This window comes from Streptomyces sp. NPDC001568 (genome assembly GCF_042893755.1).
Classification (GTDB): Bacteria; Actinomycetota; Actinomycetes; order Streptomycetales; family Streptomycetaceae; genus Streptomyces.
Window position 1 is genome coordinate 339,172 of the sequence record NZ_JBIAVF010000002.1, and the last position, 13,072, is coordinate 352,243.

At 75.6% G+C, this 13,072-nt stretch carries 10 protein-coding genes; 7 read left to right on the forward strand and 3 right to left on the reverse strand.

What is annotated here, in order from left to right; genetic code table 11:
* Positions 1-324: 324 nt before the first annotated feature.
* Positions 325-1,473, forward strand: coding sequence for a trypsin-like peptidase domain-containing protein (locus tag ACFY0I_RS04670; RefSeq protein ID WP_388890091.1), 1,149 nt, complete (start codon positions 325-327; stop codon positions 1,471-1,473).
* Here ACFY0I_RS04670 and ACFY0I_RS04675 read toward each other — a convergent pair.
* The gene (locus ACFY0I_RS04675; RefSeq protein ID WP_388890093.1) at positions 1,427-1,822 is read right to left on the reverse strand and encodes a hypothetical protein; all 396 of its coding nucleotides are present in this window, start codon (positions 1,820-1,822) and stop codon (positions 1,427-1,429) included. The genes ACFY0I_RS04670 and ACFY0I_RS04675 overlap by 47 nt on opposite strands.
* A gap of 212 nt (positions 1,823-2,034) precedes the next feature.
* Here ACFY0I_RS04675 and ACFY0I_RS04680 point away from each other — a divergent pair, with 212 nt between their 5' ends.
* The 4 genes from ACFY0I_RS04680 to ACFY0I_RS04695 all read left to right on the forward strand — a co-directional run bounded on the left by ACFY0I_RS04680 (position 2,035) and on the right by ACFY0I_RS04695 (position 6,537).
* Positions 2,035-3,426: a sensor histidine kinase gene (locus ACFY0I_RS04680; protein WP_388890095.1), complete on the forward strand. Its 1,392-nt coding sequence runs from the start codon at positions 2,035-2,037 to the stop codon at positions 3,424-3,426.
* Positions 3,423-4,103 carry a response regulator gene (locus ACFY0I_RS04685; protein ID WP_388890098.1) on the forward strand — a complete coding sequence of 227 codons (681 nt, stop codon included), beginning with the start codon at positions 3,423-3,425 and terminating at the stop codon, positions 4,101-4,103. The genes ACFY0I_RS04680 and ACFY0I_RS04685 overlap by 4 nt, the downstream gene beginning before the upstream one ends.
* 173 nt (positions 4,104-4,276) lie before the next feature.
* Positions 4,277-5,320, forward strand: coding sequence for an alpha/beta hydrolase (locus ACFY0I_RS04690; protein WP_388890101.1), 1,044 nt, complete (start codon positions 4,277-4,279; stop codon positions 5,318-5,320).
* Complete coding sequence (locus ACFY0I_RS04695; protein WP_388890103.1) at positions 5,317-6,537, forward strand: acyltransferase; 1,221 nt, start codon at positions 5,317-5,319, stop codon at positions 6,535-6,537. Before ACFY0I_RS04690 ends, ACFY0I_RS04695 begins: the two co-directional genes overlap by 4 nt.
* 73 nt (positions 6,538-6,610) lie before the next feature.
* Here ACFY0I_RS04695 and ACFY0I_RS04700 read toward each other — a convergent pair whose 3' ends face one another.
* Positions 6,611-7,033, reverse strand: a complete 423-nt coding sequence (locus ACFY0I_RS04700; protein ID WP_281205358.1) for a DUF350 domain-containing protein — start codon at positions 7,031-7,033, stop codon at positions 6,611-6,613.
* Positions 7,034-7,141: 108 nt separating this feature from the next.
* Between ACFY0I_RS04700 and ACFY0I_RS04705 the strand changes: the two genes are divergently transcribed.
* Positions 7,142-8,992, forward strand: coding sequence for a GNAT family N-acetyltransferase (locus ACFY0I_RS04705; protein ID WP_388890106.1), 1,851 nt, complete (start codon positions 7,142-7,144; stop codon positions 8,990-8,992).
* Here the strand turns inward: ACFY0I_RS04705 and ACFY0I_RS04710 are convergent.
* On the reverse strand, positions 8,947-11,016 hold the full coding sequence (locus ACFY0I_RS04710; protein ID WP_388890108.1) for an AMP-binding protein: 2,070 nt from the start codon (positions 11,014-11,016) through the stop codon (positions 8,947-8,949). The genes ACFY0I_RS04705 and ACFY0I_RS04710 overlap by 46 nt on opposite strands.
* Before the next feature lie 150 nt (positions 11,017-11,166).
* Between ACFY0I_RS04710 and ACFY0I_RS04715 the strand changes: the two genes are divergently transcribed.
* Positions 11,167-13,068 (forward strand): ABC transporter ATP-binding protein, encoded by a 1,902-nt coding sequence (locus ACFY0I_RS04715; RefSeq protein WP_388890111.1) that lies wholly within the window; start codon positions 11,167-11,169, stop codon positions 13,066-13,068.
* Positions 13,069-13,072 lie beyond the last annotated feature (4 nt).

Sequence of the window (13,072 nt, forward strand, 5' to 3'; positions counted from 1 at the left end):
CCCGCAGCGGATCCCGCGGGTGCGGGGGACGGGGGGCCGGGCGCCCCGGTGGCGGACGGGGGGAGGCCGGACGGCGCCCCGGCGGCCGGAGTGCCGGCGGGGCAGCACCCGTCAGGCCCTTCGGGAGAGGCCCCGGCGGGGCAGGATCCGCCGCCCGCGGCTCCGACGGGCCAGGGCGCGACGGGAGGCGGCCCGGCGACGGATCCCGTTGACGGGCCGGCCTCTCCGGAATCGGGATCGACGCCGCCATCGGCGCCGTCATCGACCCCGGGGCGGACCGGCGGGGCCCCCGCGGCCGACGCTCCGACAGGACCGGCCCCAGCGGTGCAACCCCCGGCGGTGGAGCCCCCGGCGGGCGGGGCCGCCGCGCCGCCGGCCCCGTCCGACACGGCCGGACCCGGTGAACCTGACGAAGCGACCCCGCCCGCACCGGCGATGGGCACCCCGGCGCCGGGAGCCGTCCCCGCCACCCCCGGGGCCACCGGCACCACCCCGGCCCCCGCGCTCCCCGGCGCGCCCGCCACCCCGTCGGACGCGGCGACCCCCGCCACCCCCGCCACCCCGGTCGCGCCCGCCACCCCTGCCGGCCCGACCGGCCCGGCCGTGCCGGCGCCCGGCTCCGTCCCGGAACCCGCGCCCGTCGCCACCGGTCCCGCGCCCTCCCGGCCCGCCCCCGCCCCACGGCCCGCGCAACCGGCTGCGAAGCCGACGCCGAAGCCCGTCGCCGCGCCGATCCCCGCGTCCGCCCGGGCGGGCGTGGGCAAGGACTTCGACGGGAGCCCGGCCGTCGGGCGGATGTTCGTCATGAAGGGCGGCGGCGCGTACTTCTGCACCGCCAGCGTGGTCTCCTCCCCCGGCCGCAACCTGGTGCTCAGCGCGGCGCACTGCCTGCTGGGACCGGACTCCCGTCAGGTGGCCTTCGTACCGCGCTACACCAAGGCGAAGCCTCAGCCGTACGGCATGTTCCCGGTGCTGCGCGACGCGGGCGGACGGCCGAGGATGTGGATCGACCCGCGCTACCGGCGCGAGGGGCCCGACCGGGCCGCCACCCTCGACGTCGCCTTCGCCCGGGTCGGCCCGAACTCCCGCGGGACGGCGGTGGAGACCGCGGTCGGCGGGAACCGGCTGGTCACCGGGGCCACGTTCACGCACGCCCGGGTCACCCTGATCGGCTACCCCTCGGCGGCGGCGCGCCCCCGCGTGTGCTTCAACCGGACGACGAAGTTCACCAGCAAGGAGGCGAAGATCCCCGGGTCCTTCCTGCGGATCGGCTGCACCGGCTACCCGGGAGGCACCAGCGGCGGCCCGTTCCTGACGCGCTACGACCAGCGGACGGGAACCGGTGACGTGGTCGGGGTCATCGGCGGTTGGAAGACCGGCGGGACCACGCCCGACGTCTCCTACAGCTCGTACTTCGGCGCGCAGGTCAGGAAGCTGTACCAGGCCGCGGTCTCCGGGGCGCGGGTGGGCTGAGGGCCCGTACCCGGCGGGTCCGGCGCGGATTGCCCACGGAACGCGGGGTGGCCGGGACGCCCTCGACGGTCAGCGGGTCGGCCGGGGCGAGGGCGAGCCGGCGGCGCAGGTCCGCGAGGGCCGCGTGCACCGGCGCGAGGATGACCTCGGCGCCGGGGTGGATGAGGGCGAGCGCGTGCGCGGTCGTCTCGATCGTCTCGGCGGCGTCCTCGGCGGCGGTCCGGCTCCACCCGCCGGGCCCGCCGTCGCCCCAGGGCCGGACGGCGTCGTAGAGGTGACAGGCGGCATCGGCCGCGGCGTCGGCCCGTTCTGCGACGCCGGGCGCCGCGATGGTCGGCAGCAGCTCCATGCCCGCTCAACGAGCGGGACCCGCCGGGGGAACGAGTCCGGGCCTTCGCGTGCGCCGGAGTGCGCGTCCGTTGGCCGAACCGCGCGGGAAACAGCCCGCCACCCGCCCCCGCCGCTCACCCGGAGCGACCCCGTGCGGTCCGTACCTCGGCCCCGCCCGGGGGGGGCTCCTCCACGCCCGTGCGAGCCCCCGGCGCATAGGGTGGTCCGATCATGAGTCTCAGAGACCGATTCCGTGCCCGCGGCGCCGCCCCCGAGGCGGGTCGCGCCGTCGGGGGCGGGCGTGCCCCCGGGAGTTCCCGTACCGATCGGGGGAAGCCCGGCGCGCGGGCGCGGTTCTCCGTCCTGCTGCGGACCCCCGCGCGACCGGGCGAGCCGTTGTTCGCGGCGGCGCCGGCGCGCTGGCAGCGGATGTTGCCGTACGCCGTCGTCGCCGTCTTCGTCGTGACGCTGATCCCGGTGACGATCGCCGTGCTGATCAACGACTACGGGTTGGGCGGCGGCTGGGCCGGGGCGCTGGGCGTGGCGCAGACGGTGCCGCTGCTGCTCGCGGTGACCCGGCCGATGGCCGCGTGGGGCATGGTGTTCTTCGCGGACGTCGTGGGGGCCCTGCTGCTGATCGGCGCCGACCGGGTGGCGGGGCATCCCTGGCCGTGGCCCCCGATGGTCATCGTCGGCTACCTGGTGCTGATGGTCTGCCTGGGACTGCGCGAGTCCATCCGGACGCTGGTCCAGGTGTGGCTGGCCACGGGCGCGGCCGGGTTGGTTCTCGGCCTCTTCTTCCGGCCGGAGAAGGTGACCGACACCGCCGCCCTGCTGTTCGTACTGGCCGGGGCGCTGTTGGCGGTGACCGGGGTGTTGCGCGGGCTGGGCGACGCGCAGCAGCGCATCGCCGAGCAGGAGAGCATCAGCGAGGCGGAGCGGTCGCGGCGGACGCTGCTGGAGGAACGGGCTCGGATCGCACGGGAGTTGCACGACGTGGTGGCCCATCACATGTCGGTGATCACCGTGCAGGCCGATTCGGCGCCGTACCGGCTGCCCGGCATGGCGGAGCCGGTCCGTGCCGAGTTCGAGGCCATCGCCGCCAGTGCGCGTGAATCCCTGGGCGAGATGCGGCGGTTGCTGACGGTGCTGCGCGGTGACGGGGCGACCGGCGACGGCGAGCGGGCCCCGCAGCCGGGGATGGACCGGCTCCAGCAGCTGGTGGAGGCGATCGTACGGGCGGGGCAGCCGGTGGAGTTGTCGCTCGCGGCCGGCGCGGCTGACGGGGTGCCGCCCGCGGTGGACCTGTCGGCGTACCGGATCGTGCAGGAGGCCCTGGCGAACGTGGTGCGGCACGCGCCGGGCGCGCGGACCCGGGTGTCGGTGACCCGGGACGCCGGGGAGGTGCTGGTGCTGGTGGTCAACGGCCCGGCGCGGGACGCCGTGGTGGAACTGGAGGGTTCGGGTACGGGGCACGGTCTGGTGGGGATGCGCGAGCGCGTACGGTTGACCGGCGGGACCCTGGACACCGGGCCGCTGCCCGACGGGGGCTTCCGGGTCGCCGCCCGCCTCCCGCTGAACGGTGGGGACGGGTCCACCGAGACGAACGAGGACAGCAGTTGACCATCCGCGTGATCATCGTCGACGACCAGGCCATGGTGCGCGCGGGGTTCGCCGCGCTGCTGTCGGCCCAGGCCGACATCGACGTGGTGGGCGAGGCCGCCGACGGGCGCCAGGGGGTGCTGGTGTCGCGGACCGTGCACCCCGACGTGGTGTTGATGGACGTACGGATGCCCGAGCTCGACGGGCTCTCGGCGGCCCGAGAGCTGCTCGATCCGCCGCCCGGGGTGGTGCACCGGCCGAAGGTGCTGATGCTGACGACCTTCGACATCGACGACTACGTGTACGAGGCGCTGCGCGCGGGCGCGTCCGGGTTCCTGCTGAAGGACGCCCCGCCGGCGGACCTGATCGCCGCGGTCCGGGTGGTCTCCTCGGGCGAGGCGCTGCTGGCGCCTTCCGTGACCCGGCGGCTCATCGCGGACTTCGTCCGGCAGCGGCCGGCGCCGCGCAAGGATCCGGCGCTGCGGCTGAACGGGCTGACGCCGCGTGAGACCGAGGTACTGGAACTCATCGCCCGGGGGCTGTCGAACCAGGAGATCGCCGCCCATCTGGTGCTCGCGGAGCAGACGGTGAAGACCCACATCGGCCGGGTGCTCGGCAAGTTGGACCTGCGCGACCGGGCGCAGGCGGTCATCTTCGCGTACGAGGCCGGTCTGGTCCGTCCCGGCGACTCGGCCTGACGGCAGGACCCGGTTCGCCCCCGTTCCCGTACGGGTCCGCCGGCGGGGTCCTGGGGGCGTCGTCTCCTCCACCCCCTACTGGGGTATGACCTTCGGGTTGGCTCCCCGGTGGGACGTGCCGCGGGGTACCTCCTTCCTACCTTCCTCCTCGTCACGAGGAGAGGAGAAGGGGCATGCGCCGCTTCGCAAGGACCATGGGGGCGGCCGTGTTGGCCGCGGCCGTCGTCGCGGGAACCGCGGGCTGGGCCGCCGGGGACAGCCAGGCCCTGGTCACCGGGCCGCCGCCGGGCAGCGCCGAGTGGCGGGCCGCCGGCACGGCGTGGCGACCGCTGCCCGATCCGTGGACGGCGACGCCGGCCGAGGTCGCCCGGTTCTTCGCCGGACTGGACGAGGTCCGCGAGCGGGAGTTGCTGCGCGCCCACCCGTCGGTGGTGGGCAACCTGGAGGGGGCTCCTCTCCCCCTGCGGTACGAGGCCAACCGGCTGGCCATCACCGCCACGGGTGAGGCGCGCTACGCCTCCCTCGCCGCTCCGGGGCGGCAGATCCTGGCCTTCGACCCGCGGGGGCGGGGTCAGGTCACCGAGGTGTTCGGGGACCTGGAGCACGCCGCTCACGTCTCGGTGATCGTGCCGGGGGCGGACAACGACGCCGTGTCCCACGACGCCCCGCGCAAGCCGGCCACCGGCCCGGCGGGCACGGCCCGCGCGCTGCGGGAGGCGGCGGGCGGACGGGGCGCCGTCATCGCGTGGACCGGCTACACGACACCGGTCGGGGTCGGCATGGACGCGGCGTCCGGCCGGCTCGCCGAGGCCGGCGCGGTCCGGCTGGCGCGGTTCACGGCGGGCCTCGACGCGGTCGGCGTCCCCGATCCGGTGCTCTTCTGCCACAGCTACGGCTCGGTGGTCTGCGGACTGGCGGCCCGGCACACCGATGCCGGCGACATCGTCGTGTTCGGCTCGCCGGGGATGCGGGCGGACCACGTCGGGGCGCTGCGGACCGGCGCCCGGGTCTGGGCCGCCCGCGGGCCCTCCGACTGGATCGCCGACATTCCGCACGTGGAGGTCGGCGGGATCGGGCACGGCGCCGACCCGGTCTCCGCCGGGTTCGGTGCGCGCCGGATCCCCGCGGGCGACGTCGAGGGACACACCGGCTACTTCGCCCCCGGCACGCGCTCCCTGGCCGCGTTCGCCGCGATCGCGCGGGGAGAGTACCGATGAACGTGACGACCCTCGTGCGCGACGCGGCCGACCGGATCGACCGGCGGACGCCGTCGCACCGGGATCGGGCCGTCGACGGCCTGCGGGCCCTCGCCCTGCTCGCGGTGCCGACCGGCCACTGGCTGCTCGGCGGCTTCACCCTGGACGCCGACGGCGGCCTGCACAACGCCGGCCCGCTCGGCGCCTTCGGGAGCCTCGCCCCGGCGAGCTGGGTGCTCCAGATGCTCGGCATCTTCTTCCTCGTCGGCGGCTACGCCTCCGTGTTGTCCTTCCGGCGTCGGCCGGGGTCCACCGGCGCCTGGCTGAAGGCGCGGATCGTCCGGTTGGGCCGGCCGGTGCTCGGGGTGACGGCGGTGTGGGCGCTGGCCGCACCGGTGTTGTACGCGGCGGGGGTGCCGGAGGTCACCCTGCGGACCGGTGCCACGCTGGTGGTCCAGCCGCTGTGGTTCGTCGGGGTGTACGTGGTGGTCACGGCGCTGACCCCGTACTGCGTGCGGGCAGCGCGGCGGCTCGGTGGGTGGGCTGCGGCCCCGCTGCTCGCCTCGGTCGCCGGGGTGGACTTCCTGCGCTACGGGCCGTTCGCCGAGGCCGTGCCGTCCTGGCTGCCGGTGCTGAACGTGCTGCCGGGCTGGCTGTTCGCGTACCAGTTGGGCGTCTCGTGGGGTGAGCGACGGATCGGGCGGCGCGGGGCGTGGCTGCTGCTGGTGGGTGGGGCCGCGCTGTTCGCCGTACTGCTGGTGGTGTTCCACTACCCGGCGTCGATGGTCGGGGTGCCGGGTGAGGCGCGGACGAACTCGCATCCGCCGTCACTGCTGGTGTTGGCTCTGGCAGCGACGCAATCGGGGGCCGCGATCCTGCTGCGGGACCGGTTGGCGGGGCTGTTGGCGCGGCCGCTGCTGTGGGCGCCGGTGGTCGTGGTCAACCTGTGCGCGATGACGATCCTGTGCTGGCACCAGAGCGCGATGCTGGCGGCGGCGATCCCCGCGTCCCTGGTGGGTGAGGTGGCCGGGCTGACGACGGCGCCCGTGACCGCGGGGTGGATCGCGGCGCGGGCCGCGTGGATGCCCGTGTTCGCGCTGCTGCTGGTGGTCATCGCCCGGTACGCGCGCCGTTTCGAGGCGCCGCCCGCGGACGGTCGGCGCTCGTCGGTGGCGCGCGGGGCCGTGGCGGGGCTGCTGGCGGCGGGTTTCGCGGTGTTCGCCCTGGGTCTGGCGTAGGGCCGCGGGTACGACGAGAGCGCCGCTCCCGGTGGGGAGCGGCGCTCTCGTCGGTGCCGTGCCGGGCGCCGGGTCAGGCGATGGAGGCCGCCACGATGGCGGCGACGGCGAGGTTGCAGCACGCGGTGACCCAGACGGCCGGGTGCGGCTCCGGGTCGACGACGATGGCGCCGAGCTTGCCCGGGGTGACCAGGTCCAGCACCAGGAAGGCCACCGCCATCAGGATCAGGCCGAGCAGGCCGAAGGCCGCGGTGGACAGCAGGCCCTTGCCGAAGTCCTCGTACGTGGTCCAGATCGAGGTGAAGACGATGCCGCCGATGCCGAGGAGCGCGGAGCTGAGCAGGAGGGCCGCGTTGCGGTTGCGCTCCTCCCAGATCTGCTTCGGGAGCTTCCCGGGCGTCAGCACGTCCACCAGGACGATGCCGAGGATCAGCAGCACCAGGCCGAGGGCGCCGAACGCGCTGGTGCGGCCAAGTCCGTTGATGATGTCGCTCATTGAGAAGCCTGTCTCCGGGTGGGTAGGAAGGGTGGCGGTGGGCGTACCTGCCGTGGGCTGGCCGAATCTATCGCACGGCCCGGCGGCGGACCATGGGGAGGTCAGGAAATGGCAAAGGTCAGGGCCGCACGGCCCGCGGAGGCGTCGGAGCTGACCGCGCTGGTGATGCGGTCCAAGGCGTACTGGGGGTACGACGCGGAGTTCCTCGCCGCGTGCGCCCCGCAGTTGCGGATCGCGGGCGCGCAGGTGGCGGCCCGGCGGATCGTGGTGGCGCAGGACGAGGGCGACGGGCGGGTGCTGGGCCTCGCCTCCCTCGAAGGGTCGTGGGAGTGCGCGGAACCGGCCGGCCCCGAGGGGTCCCCGGGCGGGCGCGTGGCGCGGCTCGGGCTGCTGTTCGTGGAGCCCGACGCCATCGGTCGGGGCATCGGCCGGTTGCTGTACCGGGACGCGGTGCGCCGGGCCGCCGCGCTCGGCGTCGGCCGGCTGCGCGTCGACGCCGACCCGCACGCGGTGGGCTTCTACCGGGCGATGGGTGCGGCGCCCTCGGGCAGGTCCCCGGACGGTCTGTTCCGCTTCGAGGTGGCCCCGGTGCCGCTCGCCGGCTGGGCGCTGGCCTGGACGGGCGGGGTTCCGGCCGTGCACGTGGGCAACGTCGCGGAGTTCAACGCCCAGTTCCGGGACCCCTCCTTGGACGTCCGGCAGCACGCCGCGCACCACTACGCCTGTCTCGCAGCCTTCTACAGCCCCTCCCCCGCCGTCCTGGTCCTGCCCCGGGCGGTGCCGGCGGGCTGGGTCCGGTTGGTGGGCCGGCAGTTGGGGTGGGGGCCGGAGGTGGAGGTGTACGACGGTGTGGCGCAGCGGGGTCCCGGGTTGTCGGACGCCGTACGGGCCCGACCGGCGCTGGCCGCGCGGGTCACGGGGCGGGGCCTGCCCCTCGTGCCGTGGGGGCGGACCGCGGCGTTCAGCGAGCTGGCGGGCCTGCCGTGGCGGCCGCGGGAGCTGCGCCACGAGTCGAAGTCGGCGGCGCACGAACTGTTCGGCCGGATCCTGGCGGGCGGCGGGCATCCGCGGATCGTGTTGCCCGGGCAGTGGCGGGCGGGGAACCGCTGGACCGCGGCGCGGCTGCTGGCGGCGCGGGCCCGGGCGGGCGAGAGCACCGTTCTCAAATCGGAGCACGGCGTCGGCGGTTCGGGCACCACGGTGGTGACGCCAGCCGGGGTCCGGGAGGCGGGCGGGGCCCGGGCGGTGCTGCGGGGCCTGCCGCGCGGGCCCCTGCTGGTGGAGGAGTACGTTGCCGGCCCGGCGGCGGCGGACGCCGGCCCCCGGGACCTGACCTACGACGGTTTCGTGGACGACGAGGGCCGGCCGCACGAGGTGGGCGGGGCGGTGATGGACGTGGCCGACGGCGCCTACCGGGGTGCGACGGTGGGCCCCGGGGTGGTGCCGGGCGCGCTGGAGGGTCCGTTGCTGGCGTTCGGTCGGGCGGTGGGCCGGGAGCTGGCGGGCTGCGGCTACCGGGGCTGGTTCGACGTGGACTTCGTCGCCGACGAGCGGGGGCGGCTCGCGCCGACGGAGACCAACCTGCGGCTGACCGGGCCGTCGGTCGCGTTCATGGTGGCGGCGCGGCTCGACGTGCTGCGGGGCGCCGGGCACCTCGTACGGATCGTCGACCGGGTGGAGCTCGGGGCCCGGCTGCCGCAGGCGCAGTGGGACGAGCTGTGCGCGGGCCTGGCGCGGGCCTGCGCGGAGCTGGGCGCGGTGTTCGTGCCGACCGTCCCCACGGCGGCCTTCGATCCGACGCCGTGGTTCGGGATGCTGGTCGCCGCGCGCGAGGCCGGGGTGATGGACGCGGCCGGGGAACTGGTGCGGGCGCGGGCCCTCGCCGTCGGAGAGGGCTTCGCACCGGCCGGGGTTCAGTCGTCGAAGTCGAACGGGCTCGTCGGTCTGCGGGTGACGTAGAAGGCGAGGACGCCGGCGGCGATCATCAAGGGGACGTTGAAGACGTAGACGAGGGCGGCCTGGCGGGGCCAGTCCTGTTTGGCCGCCAGCCGGTAGAGGTTGTCCTGCGGCCACCAGGAGACCAGCAGGTACACGATCGCGAGGTGCGCGGCCGTGGTGATGCGCCGGCCGCGCCGTTGGGCGAGCATCCGGCGGCGGCCGTTGAACAGGAACATCACGCCCAGGCCGAAGGCCACGCATTCGAGCGCGTGCAGGAGGCCGAAGAGGACCGCCCAGGGGAAGGGGATGCCGGTGAGGTCGGTCGATCCGGGCCACAGCAGGTTCGTGACGAGGCGCGCGACGAGCCCGACGGCGAGTGCCCCGCAGCCGACGGCGCACGACGGCGAGCCCTCGCCCGTGTTCGCGGCGCCGTACTTGGCCGATCCGGGGCGCGCGCCGTACCCGGGCGGCGTGGGGGCGAGGAGGAGCGGCGGCTGCGGTACCCGCGCCCGGTCCTCCTGGCCGCCGCGGGTGCGGGGCAGGGTGCGCAGCCGGATCACGGCGCGCGGGGTCAGGCCGGCGGGCACCTTCTCGGCGAGGTGGGCGCGGAGTTCCCACGTCTCGGGGAGGGCCGTGCCCGGGGTCGAGGCGGCTTCGCCGTGCGGCGGGGCGAGGTAGGCGACGAGCCGGGTCTCCCCCTTGCCGGAGGGGACGGCGCCCACGACGGCCGCGCCGATGCGGGGGTGGGTGCGGATCGCCGCTTCCAGGGGGTGGGGGTCGACGGGCCGGCCGTCGAGGTCGAAGCGGTCGCGGACCCGGCCCCCGAACTCCAGCAGGCCGTCGGGGCGGAGCCGGCCGAGGTCGCCGGTGGGGACGGCGTCGCCGCCCCCGGGCGGGGTGAGGTGGATCTCCCCGTGGCGCACGTCGGCCCCGCAGCCGGGGTGGGGGGTGCCCAGCAGGGAGAGCCGCTCGGGGTCGTCGAGCGGGCGGAGCAGCTGCGGGAGTTCGAACCAGGTGCCGTTGCCCGCGCACTCGGCGAGACCGTAGACGTTGAGCACGCGGGCGCCCGGGCGCAGCGCGGCCTGGAGGGCGGACTGTTCGTCGAGGTGGAGCCGGTCCCCGGTGACGGCGACGAGCCGCAGCGGTGCGGTCCCGGGGCCGGCCTCGCCGCGGGACTGCGCGGGCAGGGCTGCCCGCCCGGGGTCGGGCAGCAGGGCGAGGGCGCCGGCGGGGTCGGTGTGCAGCACGCTGACCCGTTCGGCGGCGATGGTCCGCAGCAGGTCCTCGGCGTGCCGCCGGGGGTCCTCGGCCTGCCGCACGGGATCCCGGGGCAGGACGAGGGCGCCGCCGGAGCACAGGGCACGGGTCCAGCCCGCGGCGAAGGCGGTGACGTCGGGCCCGCAGGTGAACAGGTGGCGGTCCTCGGGGGTCAGCCGGGCGGTCTCGGCCCAGCCCTCGTGGGCGGCGAGCAGCAGCGCGTGGCCGGTGCGGACCGGGCGGGGTACGGCCGAGCCGGTGAACAGTACGGCGGCGGGCGAGCCCGCCGCGGTTCCGTTCGGTGGTGGCGCGGTGTCCGGTGCGGGGCGGGCCGGTGGATCGCCGGGGCGTTCGGCGATCCGGGCGGACTCCGCGTCGAGCAGCAGGGTGCGCAGGCCGTCGCCCCGGTCGAGGCGGGCGTGGTGGTGGGTGTGGGTGAGCAGCAGGTCCGGGTCGAGTGCGGCGAGCAGGTGCTGGGCCGCGTGCGGGTCCCCGGCGTCGAGGAGGGCGTACGTCCCGTTGGCCTTGAGGACGGCGAGTACGGCGACGAGCAGGTCGGGCCGGGCGGTCCCGGCGACGGCGACCAGGGGGTGCGCGGGCGGGTCCGCCGCCAGGAGGTGGTGGGCCAGCCGGTTGGCCCGCGCGTCGAGTTCCGCGTACGTGAGGCCGTCCGGGCCGGCCAGGAGGGCGGGGGCGTCGGGGGTGTCCCGGGCCCAGCGTTCGAACCGTTCCAGGACCGTGTCGAGGGCGGGCCGGCCGGGGCGGGCGGACTTCGGTGCCTGCGTCATGTCCTGATGATGGCACTGTGGGCCGGGTGGCACGAGAAGCCGGAACGACTCCGAAAGACGTTCGTACGGGCGGGAGTTGGCGACGCGTACGGGTGGGTTCCACCCCGACGCCTTGACCTGAACCAATGTTGAGGTTCTACCGTGGCCGTCATGGACATGGAAGTCACCGCGTGGACCTCGCTCCACAGTGCGATCAACGCCCAGCAGGACCGGCGCCCCTTCAACCGGACGAGCCTTCGCCGCATCGGGGCCTTCGCCGGCCCGCACCGCCGCGGGCTCCTCCTCTTCCTGCTGCTCAGCGTGGTGGGCGCACTGCTCGCCGTGGCCACGCCGCTCCTGGCCAGTCGGATCGTGGACGCCATCGTCAAGGGCGGGGACGGCGGGGTGGTCACCCGGCTGGCCCTGCTCATCGCGGTGATCGCGGTCGCCGAGGCGGGCCTCGGCCTGCTGACCCGCAAGCTGTCCGCCACGCTCGGCGAGGGCCTGATCCTGGACCTGCGGACCGCGGTGTTCGACCACGTCCAGCGGATGCCGGTCGCCTTCTTCACCCGGACCCGGACGGGAGCCCTCGTCAGCCGCCTCAACAACGACGTCATCGGGGCCCAGCGGGCCTTCAGCAACACCCTGTCGGGGGTGGTCGCCAACACGGTGACGCTGGCACTGACCCTGGTGGTGATGCTGAGCATCTCCTGGCAGATCACCCTGCTGGCCCTGGTGCTGCTGCCGGTGTTCGTGCTGCCGGCCCGCCGGATGGGCGTGCGGATGGCGGGCATGCAGCGGGAGGCCTCGGAGCTGAACGCCGCCATGGGCACGCAGATGACGGAACGCTTCTCCGCGCCCGGCGCCACCCTCGTCAAGCTCTTCGGCCGCCCGGCGGACGAGTCCGCGGAGTTCGCGGCCCGCGCGGCCCGGGTCCGGGACATCGGGATCCGTACGGCGATGGCCCAGTCGGCCTTCATCACCGCCCTGACCCTGGTCTCCGCCCTCGCCCTCGCCCTGGTGTACGGCCTGGGCGGCTACTACGCGCTGCGCGGCACCCTGGACGCCGGCTCCGTCGTCGCCCTCGCCCTGCTCCTGACCCGGCTGTACGCGCCGCTGACGGCCCTTGCCGGGGCCCGCGTCGAGGTGATGAGCGCCATGGTCAGCTTCGAGCGGGTCTTCGAGATCCTCGACCTGAAGCCGCTGATCGCGCAGAAGCCGGACGCCCGCCAGGTGCCCGAGGGGCCGGTTTCGGTGGAGTTCGACGCGGTCTCCTTCGGCTACCCGTCGGCCGACAAGGTGTCCCTGGCCTCCCTGGAGGAGGTCGCCACGCTCGACACCCGGGGCGGCAGCGAGGTGCTCCACGAGGTGTCCTTCCGGGCGGAGCCCGGCCAGATGGTCGCCCTCGTCGGCTCATCCGGCGCCGGCAAGTCCACCATCGCCCAACTGCTGCCGCGCCTGTACGACGCCGACGCGGGCGCGGTACGCCTGGGTGGGATCGACGTACGGGACCTCACGGCCGACTCGATCCGCGACACCCTCGGCATGGTCACCCAGGACGGCCACCTGTTCCACGAATCGGTACGGGCCAACCTGCTGCTGGCCCGGCCGCAGGCCACGGAGGAGGAGATCTGGGAGGCACTGCGCCGCTCCCGCCTGGACGGGCTCGTCGCCTCGCTCCCGGACGGCCTGGACACCGTCGTCGGTGAGCGCGGCTACCGGCTCTCCGGAGGGGAACGCCAGCGGCTGACCATCGCCCGACTGCTGCTGGCCCGCCAGCGGGTGGTGATCCTCGACGAGGCCACCGCCCACCTGGACAACACCTCCGAGGCCGCCCTTCAGGAAGCCCTGGCGGAGGCCCTGAGCGGGCGGACCGCCGTGGTGATCGCGCACCGGCTGTCCACCGTGCGGGCCGCCGACCTGATCCTGGTGGTGGAGGACGGGCGGATCGTGGAACGCGGTACGCACGACGAGCTGCTGGCCGCGGGCGGCCGGTACCAGGAGCTCCACCGGACGCAGTTCGCCGACACGGGCCGTGCGCCGGGCGGCGCCGTGGCGACCTCCGGAGCATGATGGC

Bases quoted from the DNA above. Each gene is read 5' to 3' on its own strand.
- ACFY0I_RS04690 (WP_388890101.1), top strand. From the start codon at position 4,277: ATGCGCCGCTTCGCAAGGACCATGGGGGCGGCCGTGTTGGCCGCGGCC.
- ACFY0I_RS04710 (WP_388890108.1), bottom strand. From the start codon at position 11,016: ATGACGCAGGCACCGAAGTCCGCCCGCCCCGGCCGGCCCGCCCTCGAC.
- ACFY0I_RS04675 (WP_388890093.1), bottom strand. From the start codon at position 1,822: ATGGAGCTGCTGCCGACCATCGCGGCGCCCGGCGTCGCAGAACGGGCC.
- ACFY0I_RS04715 (WP_388890111.1), top strand. From the start codon at position 11,167: ATGGACATGGAAGTCACCGCGTGGACCTCGCTCCACAGTGCGATCAAC.
- ACFY0I_RS04705 (WP_388890106.1), top strand. From the start codon at position 7,142: ATGGCAAAGGTCAGGGCCGCACGGCCCGCGGAGGCGTCGGAGCTGACC.
- ACFY0I_RS04680 (WP_388890095.1), top strand. From the start codon at position 2,035: ATGAGTCTCAGAGACCGATTCCGTGCCCGCGGCGCCGCCCCCGAGGCG.
- ACFY0I_RS04695 (WP_388890103.1), top strand. From the start codon at position 5,317: ATGAACGTGACGACCCTCGTGCGCGACGCGGCCGACCGGATCGACCGG.
- ACFY0I_RS04700 (WP_281205358.1), bottom strand. From the start codon at position 7,033: ATGAGCGACATCATCAACGGACTTGGCCGCACCAGCGCGTTCGGCGCC.